The sequence below is a fragment of the Methylobacterium sp. NFXW15 genome (genome assembly GCF_049887755.1).
GTDB lineage: Bacteria > Pseudomonadota > Alphaproteobacteria > Rhizobiales > Beijerinckiaceae > Methylobacterium.
The window spans coordinates 80,153-94,132 of the sequence record NZ_JAGEKG010000003.1 but is presented as its reverse complement, the minus strand read 5'-3'; the positions used below and the strand labels follow the sequence as shown (position 1 = coordinate 94,132).

The 13,980-nt window shown below is 69.4% G+C and carries 3 protein-coding genes; all 3 read right to left on the bottom strand.

Annotation, left to right across the window (positions count from 1 at the left end):
* Window positions 1-76: 76 nt before the first annotated feature.
* The 3 genes from J4O73_RS07700 to J4O73_RS07690 are packed head-to-tail and all read right to left on the bottom strand — an operon-like array spanning window position 77 to window position 13,668.
* Window positions 77-3,046 carry a cadherin-like domain-containing protein gene (locus J4O73_RS07700; RefSeq protein ID WP_426216141.1) on the bottom strand — a complete coding sequence of 990 codons (2,970 nt, stop codon included), beginning with the start codon at window positions 3,044-3,046 and terminating at the stop codon, window positions 77-79.
* Window positions 3,043-4,809, bottom strand: a complete 1,767-nt coding sequence (locus J4O73_RS07695; protein WP_426216139.1) for a type I secretion system permease/ATPase — start codon at window positions 4,807-4,809, stop codon at window positions 3,043-3,045. Before J4O73_RS07695 ends, J4O73_RS07700 begins: the two co-directional genes overlap by 4 nt.
* Window positions 4,810-4,869: 60 nt before the next feature.
* Window positions 4,870-13,668, bottom strand: a complete 8,799-nt coding sequence (locus tag J4O73_RS07690) for a peroxidase family protein (protein ID WP_426216137.1) — start codon at window positions 13,666-13,668, stop codon at window positions 4,870-4,872.
* Window positions 13,669-13,980 lie beyond the last annotated feature (312 nt).

Sequence of the window (13,980 nt, the reverse complement as noted above, 5' to 3'; positions counted from 1 at the left end):
GGTCGATCTCCGCAAGATGCCTGTGACTTCGATTGCGGGCCGGGAGCGCGGACATGTTCGAGCCTTCCGTCGATCGTCAGGTGAGGGTCGTGACCGGGGTCGTGGCCGCCGCAGGTGCGGCCGCCAGGAACAGAAGAGTGTGCTGTCCGTCGAGCACGATGGTCGTCTCGAAGAGGTCGTCGTGGTCGAGGTCCGCGGTGATGATGGTGACGTCGCCGTCGTCGAGGTGGGCGGACTTGTACCGGATGCCGGACACCGTGCCGTCTTTGCGCTCCATCGCCTCGGCGAGCGACTCGCCCTTCGACCCGGGCGCATCCTCGAAGAACGTCCATTTCAGGAGGTCGATATGGTCGCCGACCGAGAAGTCGGTGATCTGGACGGCGCGGGTCGGCTCCCGGTCCCCGCCATGCGAGGCGAATTCGTAGCGGTCGTCCCCGTCGCCTCCCGTCAGGACGACGTCGTCGTCGCCGATGACGAAGTGGTCCCGTCCCGCGCCGGCCACGATCCGCTCGACGGCCTCGATCTGGTCGTCCCCGAGTTCGGTCCCCGACACGACATGGCGGACGAGGTCGACGAGCAGGTCGCCCTTCGCGTCGCCGAGGTCCAGCGTGTCGGAGCCTTCGCCGCCGTCCACGCGGTCGTCGTCTCCGTCCATTGCCAGGACGATCAGGTCGTCACCGCCGCCCCCGCGGACGACGTCGCGCCCGGAGCCGTCGCGGATCTCGTCGCGGCCCGAGCCGCCTTCAAGGACGTCGTCCCCCTGCAGGCCGGCGAGATGGTCGTCCCCGTCGCCGCCGTGGAGCTTGTCCGACCCCGTGCTTCCGACGAGGCGGTCCTCGCCAGAGCCGGCCAGCACAACCTCGATGGCTCTCAAGGCGTCGCGGCCCGTCTCCACGCCGGTCGCGGTGCCGCCGCCCAGATCGACGGAGACGCCGAGTCGAGTACCCGTCAGGTCGAGGGTGTCCACTCCGGACCCGCCGTCGAAGACGTCGTCCTCTCCATCCGTGGCCACCAGCATGAGGTCGTTGCCGTCGCCGCCGAGAACGGCGTCGGTGCCCGTACCGTCCGCGAGGGTGTCGCCGCCTGCACCGCCGTCGATCAGGTCGTCTCCGGCCCCTCCGGCGAGGTGGTCCCGTCCGTCGCCGCCATGCAGGGCATTGGAACCGGTGTCGCCGATGAGCGTGTCATCGCCAGACCCGCCCTTCACAACCTCAACCGAGGCCACCCGGTCCAGACCGGTCTCGACGCCGTGGGCGGTGCCGGCCGTCAGATCGACCACCACGCCCGCCGTCGAAGCGGAGAGGTCGAGCGTGTCCACGCCTGCCCCGCCCTCGAAGGCATCGCCCTCGCCGTCCAACGAGGCGACGAGCACGTCGTCGCCTTCCTGTCCAAACACGACGTCGCGCCCGGTCCCGTCCGCGAGCAGATCGTCGCCCTCTCCGCCCTCCAGCCGGTCGTCGCCCGCGCCGCCGGACACCACGTCCCGTCCCGAACCGGCGAGCGCCAAGTCGCTGCCGTCGCCGCCGTCGATGCGGTCGTCGCCGTCACCGCCGTCGATTGTATCGTCGCCGGTGCCGCCGGCGAGGATGTCGGAACCCGCTCCGCCGTCCAACAGGTCGTCGCCCTCGTCGCCGAAGAGGGTGTCGTCCCCGTCCTCTCCGAAGATGCGGTCGTTTCCGGCGCCGCCCGACACCACGTCCCGTCCGGCGCCGGCGAAGATCACGTCATGTCCCAGGCCGCCGACGATCGTGTCGTTTCCGGCGCCGCCGATGATGTGGTCGTCGCCCGGTCCACCGTCGATCAGGTCGTCGCCGCCACGGGCATCGATGTTGTCGTTCCCGCTGCCGCCATCGATCCGGTCAGGAAACGGTGTGCCCAGGATCAGGTCGTCGCCGTTCGTGCCGGTGGTCCCACCCTGGATGCCGCCGTCGCCGCCCGGGCCGGGGTCCCGCGCACGGTCGAGCACGTTCACTCTTGCCGTCTGCGTGATGGCGAACTCGCCATCCGTGACCTCATAGGTGAGTGTGACGAGTCCGACGGCGTCGGCTTCGAAGAGCCATCCGTCGCCGTCGCGGACGAGCGTTCCGGATGAGGTGGTCACGCCCCGGATGGACAGCGCGTCGCCGTCGGGGTCGGACACGCCGCGCAGGAGGTCGAGTGCCGCGATGGCGAGGGACGCGCATCGCGTGGTGTCCGCCAGTTGCACGGTTCCGGTCGAGACCGGGGCGCGGTTGCGGCGCCCCCCCGTCGTCTCGCCCGGCCCCGCCGGGTCGGTGCGCGTCGAGCCGCCGCCGCCGTCCCCATCCTCGGTCCGGCCGTCCGGCTTCGCCCCACCCCCATCACCCCTGGGGTCTGCCGGGCTTTCCCCAGCGCCGGGCCGACCGCCCGGCTTCCCCCCGTCCCCGGCTAGCCCGTCGGGATCGAGCGGGCCTTCGCCTGTCTTGTCCTGGGTCGGCGCGAGCTCGCCGCCTTGGGGGTGCGGACGCGAACCGACATCCTCAAGGGACGGAGTCCCGCGTCCGCCACCGCCATGTCCACCGCCGCCGCCGCCGCCGCCGGCGGGGGCCACGCCCCGGTTGTCGTTGATCGGGTTCGGGATGACCGGTGACGGCTTGAAGTCGCCGAGATCCGGCCTGGCCTCAGGAGCCGCGAAGCGCAGGGAATGCACGCGGACGAACTCCTGAGCCTCGAACTCCTGGGCCTCGAATTCCGACGCCGCGGCGACGACCTTCGCCTCTTCGACGAAGGCCGAGGATCCCCTCGCGCGAGGATCGGGAAGCTCCTCGTCCTGGCGGTTGTCGGAAACGAGCAGCAGGGGCGGCTTGGGAGACGACGCTTCCGGCGGCTCTCCTCCGGCGCCCTCGCTTTCGGGCTCGGCCCGGGCCGGCTCGTGGAAGAGGGACTTGAGGTAGGCGGCCACCGACGCGACGGCGAGAGCGAGGTAGTACGGGAGGCGGGACTTTACTTCGGAGGGGTGCCGGGACTGTCCCTGCCCCTCGTCCTGCGCGGCTTCGTCGGTCTTGGTGCCTTTCGTCGTGATGATCATGCCATAGCCCGCTCCTCCGGGGAGCGCTCCCTGGTGACCTTGGCCGGTACGGTGCCTTGAGCGACCTCGCGGTTCGCCTTGCCGAGAATGGCCTCCTTCGGCCCGAAGGCCGTGAGCTTCCCGTCCTGGATCACGGCAACGGTGTCGACCGCGGCAAGGACGCTCGGGCGGTGGGCGATGACGACGGCGATGCCGCCGCGGGCACGGACGTCGAGGATGGCCTTGGCGAGCGCCGCCTCGCCCTCGCCGTCGAGGTTGGAGTTCGGTTCATCGAGCACGAGCAGGAAGGGGTCGCCGTAGAGCGCCCGTGCGAGCGCGATCCGCTGGCGCTGCCCTCCCGACAGGGCGGTCCCGAACGGACCCAGCTCGGTCCGGTACCCGTCCGGCATGCGCAGGATCATCTCGTGGACCCCGGCCGCGCGTGCCGCCGCGACGACCAGGGCAGGGTCGGCGTCGCCGGCGAGGCGCGAGATATTCTCCTCGACCGTCGCGTCCATCAGGCAGACCTCCTGCGGCAGGTAGCCGATGTTGCGGCCCAGGCTCTCCTCGTCCCATTGCGGCAGGTCGGCGCCGTCGAGGCGGATACCGCCCCGCAGGAGGGGCCACACGCCGGTCAGCGCACGGCCCAGCGTGGTCTTCCCGCCACCGCTCGGACCGATGACGCCCACGGCCTGCCCGGCCTTGAGCTCGAAGTTGATGTCCGACAGAAGCACCCGCCCCGAGCCGGGTGCAGCAACGGTCACCGAATTGACCCGCAAGGACGTCTGCGGCGGCGGGAGCGGCATGGGCTCCTCGACGTTGGCGAGGACCGTCACGGTCTCCTTCAGCCGGGTGTACGCCCGACGGGCCGCGGCGATGCCTTTCCAGTTGCCGACCGTCTGATCGATGGGAGCGAGCGCACGCGCCGAGGTGATGGACGCCGCGATGATTGCGCCTGCAGAGAGTTCGCCTCCGATGACGAGGTAGGCGCCGAGCCCCAGCACCGCGGATTGCAGGATCATGCGCAGGATGCGGGACAGGGCGCTGAACGTCCCGGTCACGTCCGCCGTCCGGGTCTGGAGGGCGAGGTGTTCGTCGTTGGCCGCGCGGTACCGGTCCACCGCCCGCCCGGCGAACCCCATGGCCTTCAGGACGTCCGCGTTCCGCGCGTTGGTGTCGGCGACCGCGTTGCGGACGATCATCGCCTCCTGCGTCGCGCCTGCCCAGCGCCGCGTGAACAGCTCGGTCAGGATGGTGATGAACGTCAGTAGGACGGCGCCGCCGACAGTGAGCGCCCCGAGCCAGGGATGGAGCGTGTAGACGAAGACGAGGAAGATCGGCGTCCACGGCAAGTCGAGGAGCGCCACCAGCCCGGGGCTGCCGAGGAATCCCCGGAGGGTGTCGACGTCGCGCCCGCGTTCCATCGCCTCCGACGCCGAGTAGCCGAAGCGGGGCATGTCGATGGCGACGCGATGGGCCAACGGGGCGGCGCGCCGGTCGAGTTGCGCCCCGACCCGGACCAGGATCTGCAGCCTCAGAACCTCGAACATCCCCTGCGCGACGTACAGTCCGATGGCGAGCGTGGAGAGGCCGACGAGCGTCGGCAGGCTGCCGCTCGGCAGGGCGCGGTCGTAGACTTGGAGCATGTAGAACGAGCCCGTGAGGGCCAGGACGTTGATGATGCCCGACATCCCGCCCAGGAACACGAACGGCATCGCGAGGCGCCGCGTGAGCCGTTCGGTGGATCGGGCCTTGGCGAGGTGTTTACGGTCCCTGGGTCGCATGGTGATGGCCCCCCTGCGGACGGATGGGAGGGTCGGGCCCCGTCCGGGGCCCGACCGCCGTCAGAGCGTGAAGTCCGCGGCGGTGGCGGCCGGGGCGCCCTTGATGGAGAACTTGAACTCCGGCGTTGCGTCGCCCGCGGTATTCCCCGCCACGACGGTGTAGTCGCCGTCCGCGCGGTGCTCCTGGGTGATGAGCAACTGCCCCACACCCGTGAAGGCGGCCCCCGTCGCCAGGGTGAAGGCTTGGTCGCCGGCCACACCCTGGTTCGCGTCGATGCCACTGAGGTCGATCTTGTCGCCCGGCTCGAAGCTCGCGATGGTGTCGCCGTTGGCTGCTGCGGCCGAACCGAAATGGTAGGTGTCCGCCCCGGAGCCCCCGTCCATCACGTTCACAGCGTCGCTGGCGGTGATGTGGTCGTTACCCGATCCCGTCACCACGTTCTCGATGCCCCAGAGGACGTCGCTTCCGCTCTGGCTGCTGGCGGCGCTGCCGCGTCCGCCCAGCCCGGTCCCGAGGTTCACCGCGATGTTGTCCATGATGGCGGACATGTCGAGCGTGTCGTTCCCGACGCCGCCGCCGACCTCGTCCCCCCAGTAGGTGTCGTTGCCGTCGCCGGTCTCCGCGACGAACAGGTCGTCACCCCCACCGCCGATGAGTTGGTCGTCCCCGGCGCCCCCCGTCACGAGGTCGTTGCCGTCGCCAGCGAGGATGCGGTCCGCGCCCGCATCGCCGTAGACCATGTCCGCGCCGTCGCCGGCGAGGATGTCGTCGTTGCCGGCGCCGCCGAACACGACGTCGCGGCCCGCCCCAGCATCGACGAAATCATCGCCCGCCCCGGCCCTGACCACGTCCGCCCCGTCGCCGGTGAGGATGTTATCGTCGCCCGCGAGGCCGAGGACCGTGTCGGCGCCGGAGGTGCCGACCAGGACGTCGTCGGCGGCCGTGCCGGTCACGAGATGCGGATCGGTCGAGGACGGCGGCGGCGTGCCTGTGCCGCCGGACTGCTGCCCGCCGGTCGTGCCGTCGCCTGCCTGGCTTCCGGCACCACCGTGGTCGTCGTGGCCGCCCGTACCTTCCGACCCTCCGGCACCCGAGCCCGACGTGCCGCCGCTGCCGGCGTGGACGCCGCCGCCGTGCCCATCCGAGGTCCCACCGGTGGTACCCGTTCCGGTGCCACCGGCAGTGCCGCCATTGCCGGCCGAATGGTCGTCACCGCCTCCCTGTCCGGCGGAGGTGCCCCCACCGGAACCGGAACCGGCCCCGGTCCCGGTCCCCTCGCCCTCGGTTCCGGTCCCATGGCCGGACGTTCCGCCTGCACCGGCGCCATCCCCGCCGGCGGCCTGACCGTCCCCGGTTCCGGCGACGAAGATATCTTCCTGCAGTCCCGTCAGGCCGGTGTTGCGGGCGACGATGTCGGAGAAGCTCTGGCCGTCGACGATGTTCTGATAGAAGTCGAAATTGTCGAACCGCTCCAGGTAGTAGAACCGGTCGCCCTCCTGCAGGCGGTCGAACTGCTCCTGCAGCACGACCCAGAAGGTCTGTCCGACCATCCCGCCGTTGATGTGCTTCTCGGCGAGGCCGCCGACCCAGAGGTCGACCCGGTCGATGCCGGAGACGATCTTGGTCCCGTTCGGCCCGTCATGCAGCGTGATGTCCGGGTTCACCGCCGCGAAGGAGGCTCGCTCGTCCGCCGTGGCGAGGACGAGATCGGGATAGGCCTGCTTGAACTGCGCGATGACCGCATCGCTCAGCCCGTTGCGGGCCTGGAAGTCCTCCCAGGATGTGTAGGGGTCGAGGTTGCCGGCATAGCCGACGGCCTCGTGCACGTAGGGGTCGCTCGAAGCCTTCAGGTCGGCCCTGACCTGGTTCAGGGTGCCGAGCCCGACGTCGCGCCCACGGGCCACGTTGAAGGCGAAGAGGTCGGCGTTGATGCGCACGAGGTCGTTGCGCACCGCGTCCACGATGTTGAAATCCACTTCCTCGGCCGGCTGCGTCGCCACCCCGGCGAGGATGGCGCCCGCCCCGAGCTGGGCGTAGCCCGGCTGCGGCACGTAACCGGGAGGCAGGGGGGCCGTGAAGGCGCCCGTCTCGTTGGTCGGATTGAGGAAAGCGTCGACGAGCGCGACCTGATGAGGCTGTCCGTCCGCTCCCATGACGGTGAGAGTCTGCCCGATCAACGAATGGCCCACGCGGTAGACCGCCGACGCGAACTCCTCCGAGATGCGGGCATCGACGGAGGGGTTGTACCCGGCGTCGCCATGGCTGCCGCTGCCCTTGATGCCGCCGATGAGGTGGTCCGCGAACTCCGTGAAGACGACGCGCTGGTATTCCGCCTCGTTGATCATCTTGGCGGCCTGGAAGACCTCCTCGTCCGTGCCCTGGAAGCCCGACTGCAGCAGGTTCTCGACGTGGAAGTTGTGGTTGCGCGCCCAGACCGTGTGCATGGCCGTGAGCGACACGTTCTCGTTCGCACGACCATCACCGGCCACGTAATGGTCGAGGAGGTTGACGAAGGGATTGGCGTCCAGGAGGAGCGCATGGCCGCTGCCCATGAAGTCGGCGGCCATGGCCTTGACGATCCCAGCGTTGAAGGTGCCGGTCGCCGGGTCGACGAGGGATGCGGCCGGCTGACCCGCCGCGACGTAGTTCGAGTAGTAATCGCGAAAACTGACCGAGCCGCCGGGCAGCGACGGGTCGTGGAAGACTGTGTTCGCGTCCCAGTGGTGCTGGATCAGGGCGCGCAGCGTCGGCAGCAGGCTGAAGGCGGGATTGGACGGGTCCGGCGCCCCGGCCAGCAGGTGGGCTCCCACGCCCTGGTGTCCGTCGCTCTCCCGCAGGAACTGACCCACGAGTTCGTGCGATCCGTAGGCTTGGTTCTGGTCGACGAAGGGCGAGGTCTTGTTGAGGTGCTGCGGCACCCCGTCCGCATCGAGCGAGGCGACCGCGCCCCGGGTCAGGTCGACCGGGTTGTCGCTGGTCGGGCTGCGGAGCGAGCCCGGCCCGCCGATCTCGATGACGCCGTTGGTCGCGGACTTCGGGAGGAAGTCGAGACCGTGGTCGAAATACTGGCCGAACGCCATGAAGAAGATGTTCGCGCCGTCGGCCTGTTTGGGTAGGTCGGCCTCCTGGGTGCCGAGGATGTTGCTGATGGCGCGCGGGTCGAGGCCGGCGAAGATCGGGTTGACCGCACCGTTGTTGGTGGCCGGATCGTAGTCGCCGTAATGCGCCTGCGTAAGCCGGATGAATGGCTGGTCGGCCGACCCGTACTCCGGATGAGCGGTGTTGTTGCCTGCCCCGGAGAGGTGGCGCACGCCCGCCGCACCCTCGGCATCGTCGCCCCCGCCGACCGGCTGCCCGGTGACGAGACCCTTGAGGCCGGCGAGATCCGTGGCCGTCAGCGTGAACCCGGCGGCCGCGCCGGTCCCGCCTCCGGTTCCGCCGCCTCCGCCGCCTCCGCCGCCAGCGGCGGGCGTCGTGCCGAAGGTCGGCGTCCCCGTGCTCGCGAAGGTGATGCTGTGCGTGCCGTGGGTCAGCGTCGTCATGCCGTTGGCATGGCTCTCGGTGTAGTCGGCCCGTGTCGTGCCCGGCGCGAGTTCGATCACGTCCTGCGGCCGCAGCGTACCCACGATGGTGTCGGCCCCGCCGCTGGAACGGACCACGATGCGGTGGGCGGAGGTCAGGCCGGAGATGTCGACGGTGTCGTCGCCCTCGGTGCCCTCGATGGTGACGGTGTTGAGGTTCAGGCTGGTCGCCGTGAAGTCGCCGATGAGGAAGACGCTGTCGCCGGCCCCGGCATTGGTCGGCGGGTTCGGCACCGATACGGTCGCCGTCCCGACCCTGATCTCCTCGATCTCCTGCAGTTCGGCGATGACGGTGGTGGCGGCTCCGACGGTGCGCGTCACGACGATCTCGGTGCCGGGGCTCAACGTGGCGACGTTGTTGCCGGGGACCGCGCCCCAGGCGGCGGTCGTGTAGATCCGGAAGGTCTCGGCCTGCCCGAGGGTGCCGTTGACGACCATCGTGTCACCGACGGCGCCCTCGGTGCCGCCCCTCACGACATCGCGCCCGTCGTTGGCCACGAGCGTGATCGGACCCAGCACGGCCCCGCCGTTCCAGGTGATGGTGTCGTCGCCCGAGCCGGCGTCGATGATGTCGTTGCCGGTGCCTCCCTGAAGGGTGTCGTTGCCGGCCGCGCCGTTGATGGTGTCGTTCCCGGCCCCGCCGTCGACCACATCGTCCCCGGCCCCGGCATTGACGATGTCGTTGCCGCCGTTGGCGAGGATGCGGTCGGCGCCCGCCGTGCCGTTGATCGTGTTGCCGAGCCCATTGTCGACGATGTTGTCGCCCACCACGTCGGTCGCGGCCGAGACCACCCGCTCGGCGTAGCCGCCCTGATCGGTGAAGGTCACCACCACGCGGACGGGAGACCCGACCTGCGCCTGTTGCGGCGTGAAGGCCTGGGCCGTGGCGCCGGGGATGTTCGTCCAGGTGACCCCGTCGGCGCCGAGGGACTGCCACTGGAACGCGAAGGTCGTCGGCAGGCCGTTCAGGTCGGCGATGCCGGCGACGTTGGCCCGGATCGTCGCCAGTTCGGTCGGCGTGGTGTCATCGATGGTCGGCGCGCCGGTGGCCGGGACGTTGGTGAGGAAGACCGCACGGTCGGCGAACTGCGCCCGCTCGATATTGTGGAGCGTGTCCGTCCCGTCCGACAAGCGGCCGGCGGCGCCGGCTACGAAGCCGGTGTGGTCGACGCGGAAGCTGCCGTCACCGAGGTTCGTGATGGTGTAGTTGGCGCGCACGTCGGAGAAGACGGCCGTGTCGACGTCGGTCCCCTGTCCGGCGTCGACGATCTCGCGGACGATGTTGAGTTGCCCCGGATTGACGGCCCTGGTCATCAGGGCCTCCTGCAAGGTCATCCCGCCCAGGTAGAGGGGGCCGTTGCCGCTCGCGAGCCCGGCGGGCGTCGTGAACATCTTGCCCGCGAGGCTGTCCGCCGTCGCGATCTCGGTGCCGGCGGCGTCGCGGATGCTGATCCGCACGTTGAGCCACCGGTCGCCGTCGATGATGTCGTTGCCGGCCTTGCCGGTGAATGTGTCGCTGCCGGCACCGCCGAGGAGGATGTCGTTGCCGGTCTGCGGGTCGAACACGGTCGTATCCGCCGGGAGGTCGGCGAACGGCGTCGCGTCGCCGCCTACCGTCTGGCCCCGGAGCGCGGCAGGCGTCAGCTTCAGGAGCGCCTCCAGCCCGTCGATCAGGGCGACGTTCTGGGACAGCAGCATGCTGTCGGTGGGCGGGGCATTGATGATGCCGGCCAGGCCAGGGCCGTTGGCCCCCGTGGGTCTGTCCGTCCCGATGAGGGTGTCGTTGTGCTTCCAGCCGGAGGCGGCCTCGACGGAGTCGTTCCGGTCGCGCAGGATCAGGGCAGGCTGCGTCGCGAATTGCGAGATGCCGAGGTCGATCACCCCATCGTTCGGGTCGCCCTTCTGGATGACCCAGTCGAAACCGAGCATCCCGTTGTTGCGCTGGATGCCGGGGCCCTGGACCATGATGTCGTCGCCGGACTCGCCGTCGTAGTCGGTGTCGTTGCCCTGCCCGTTCAGGACGTCATGGCCGATGATGATGCTGTTGAAGAAGAGCTGCGAGTTCTCGCCCGAGAGACTGTCGAAGCCTTCGCCGCCCTCGATCCAGTCGTCGCCCTCGTTGCCCATCAGGGCGTCGCCGGCGCTGCCGCCGAGGACGAAGTCGTCGCCGCGCCCGGCGAACACCTCGACCGGGTCCGTCGAGTGCGTGATGAAGTCCTTGCCGCCACCGCCGAACAGGATGTCGAGCCCCGGCCCGCTGGAGATGGCGTCGTTGCCTTCGCCGCCGCGGATGAACTCGTCGCCAAACGGGTCCTCGATGACGTCATCGCCGTCCCCGCCGAAGATCTGATCGGACTCCATCCCGCCGTTGAGGTAATCATCCCCCCCGTCGCCCCAGAGGGTGTCGATGCCCTTGTCGCCGATCAGGCGGTCGTTGCCTTCGGTGCCGCCCAGGACGACGTGCTCGCCGCCGCTGAACTTGAGCATGCCGCCGTCGGCATGGCCGTCGCCGTCGACGTCGGCCCCGGGCGCCACGCGCACGACCTTCGGGTCGATGATCTGGAGAAGGGCGTCGTCCTGCGTCGGATCGTCCCCGATCTGCTTGGACTGGTTGAGTTCCAGGATGTGGTCCGCGCGGCCGAACAGCGAACCGTTCAGGTGCGAGGCCCCCTCGGAGCCCAGGTCGGTGTTGCGCTGGACGAGCGCCGAGAACGTGTTGGCCTCCAGTTCGTTCAGGAGGTTCATGCCCTGCGTGCGGCTGAGGTAGTAGAAGCGATCCCCGTTCTGCAAGTTCTCCATCTGCGTCTCGAAGACGAAGTTGAAGGTGTTGCCCAGCATCCCGCCGAACTCCATCTTCTCCTCGGCGAGGCCGCCGATCCAGAAGTCGACCTTGTTCAGGCCGGAGTTGGCGGCGTTCCACGCGCCCGTGCCGTTGAGGAAGTCGAGGCGGTCGGCAGCCGGCTGGATGGTGTGGGCCTCGTTGACATTGGGGGTCGACGGGTCGTCCGGCACGTCGACCGGGGTTCCGAAGATCAGGGCGGTTGCCGCCGCCCGCTTGCCCGCGAGCGTCGTCTCTTGCGTGACGAGGTCGTGCTGGCCGTAGGCCGCGATGAAGTTGATGACAGAGGCCGGGTTCTTGATGTTCTGCGCGAAGTCGACCCAGCTCGTGTACGGCTTGAGCTTCACGTCCGAGGTCATCGCGTAGAATTCGGCGCGGGCCTCATTGAGGGACGGCACCCCCTGTTCACGCGCCCGCGCCATGTTGAGGACGGCGAGGTCGAGGGGGAGCCCGAGCAGGTTGTTGCGCAGGGAGTCGACCACGAACTCGTCGATCTCGTTGCCGATCTGGCGTGTCATGCCACGGATGATGGCGCCGGCCGCAGCGTCGGTGTCGATGCCGCTGGCGGTGAAGGCGAGCGGGTTCAGGAACGCCTCGATCAGGCCGAGTTCCTGGTTGCCCGGCGCGTTCGGGTCGGCGTCGACCGGTTGCATATCGAAACCGAGGCGGTCGATGGTGTCGCCGAGCATCGAGTGCCCGAACCGGTAGACGACGTGCGCGAACTCGGCGGTGATGGCCGGGTTGAGGTCGGCGCTGTTGGTGAAGACGAACGGGTCGACGTTCGGCTGCACCGTCCGGGCGAACTCCTCGAACACGAGGTGCTGGTACTGCATCTCGGTCACGAACTTCGCCGCCTGGAACAGGCGCTCGCCGTCCCATTGCAGGGCGGCGACCTGCTCCGGCGTGGTGGGAAGAGAGGTGACGTCGACCCGCAGCCACTCGTTGATGAAGGCGAGATCGCCCGAGGCCAGGATCGTCGCCTTGTTGGCCTCGACGAGCCGGTTGTGCTCCGAGTGGAAGATGGTGTGGACGGCCGTGAGGCCGATATTCTCGTTGCCGCGCCCGTCGCCGGTGATGAAGTGACGGTCGAGCAGTTCGTTATCGTAGGTCGCGCGGGTTCCGTCGGTGCCGACCGGGATGGCGTTGCCGATGTCGGTATCGGCATCGGCCGCCACGACCCGCCCGCGCACCACGGGATCCGCAGTGTTGGCGATGTCGTCGAGGAAGGCGTGGCCCGTCATGACGGCGCCGGTGGTGCGGATGCCCTCGGCGGTGCCCTCCTTGAACCACGTTGTCGGGTGGGTCGCGTCCGGCTGCATCAGCATCTGCGCGTAGCCGTTCGGCCCGGGGATGAACTTGCCGTAGGGGTCGGTCTTCAGGACGGGGACGTTGTGGATGTCCGTGTCGACGAGTTCGATACCGAGCATCGCCTTGGCCTGCGCCTTGACCTCGGCCCAGTTGGCGATGGCCCTGCCGTCCGCGCCGCCGTTGAGGAGGTGCCCGGTCGCGAGCGTCACGGGGTTGGCGACGCCGTCGCCCGGTGTCGTGTCGATTCGCACGTACTCGCGCAGGAAGACCTGGTGCGAGGGGTGCGAGGTGTAGGTCTGGTTCTGGTCGATCCACGGGGTCGTGGTGTTCACGGACTCGCGGGTGTCGTCGGCCGTGCCGATGACGCCGTCGGCACCTGGCCCGGGCACCGGGGTCGCCCGCGTCAGCGTCATGAAGCGTTGGGCCTCCGGCAGGTCGTCCGCCGTGCCGAAGGTGCCGTCGGCGCCTGCGATCAGTGGGTCGTCCGGCATGAGCGGCACGTAGACCGAACCGTTGCCGCCCTTGGTGACGAGGTCGAGCCCGTGGTCGAAGAACTGTCCGAACAGGGTCATCCAGCCGTTGAAGGGTGGTGAGAGGCCGATGTCAGGCGACTGGTTCGGTATGAAGGCGAGCTCGGTCGCGGTCGGGATGTAGTTCTGGGGCGGTGCCTCGCCGTTGTGGGCGTCGGCATACGCCTGTTGCGCGATGGGGTTGGCGTACCACGCGGCGACGGCAGCCGGGTTGTGCGGGCTCATGTCCGAGATGAGGTTGCTGGCCGTCCGGATGCTGGTGTCGACGACTGAGCCGGTCTTGGAATAGTCGTTGTTCGTGACGACGCCGCCTGGCGTCTGCGGGCCGTTGGTGTCGAACGAGCCGCTGCCGGTCGTGTACTGCGCCGGCAGGAGGCGGGGGAACGGCTGGTCCGCCGCCCCGAGGAGGCTCTGGCCCGGCAAGAGGTTGTTGTTGCTGCCGTCCACCGCCCGCAGCCCGAACGGCAACAGGGCGGCGGACTGACCGATGATGTCCTGCAGGGTCCGGGTGTTCCCGGGGGCCGCGAACTCCTCGGCGATCTGGATCTGCTTGAGGATGTGGCGGAGGTCGTAGGTGTCGACCGTGAACGTGACGGACATGATCGTCTCCATTGCCCATGGCTGTGGGGCGGGACGCCGCGTCTGCGCGCCCCGGGGAACGGAAAAATCTTGGATCGAGCGTCGACGCTCGGCGTGCTGGGTCGACTTGCCGGTATCTCTAGGACGGTGGCGGCTTACCGCGCCGAAGCAGGGCACGGCCCTCGGATCGATCCGGCACGATGGCCGGGCTTGGCGAAGGCCTGCGCGAGCGGGGCGTCGGCCGCGGCGAATTCCCTGATCGATTGCCCATCGGACGCATCCCGCAAGATGAGACTGGGGTTCGACTGTGCTCGGCCGGATGAACTATGGCCG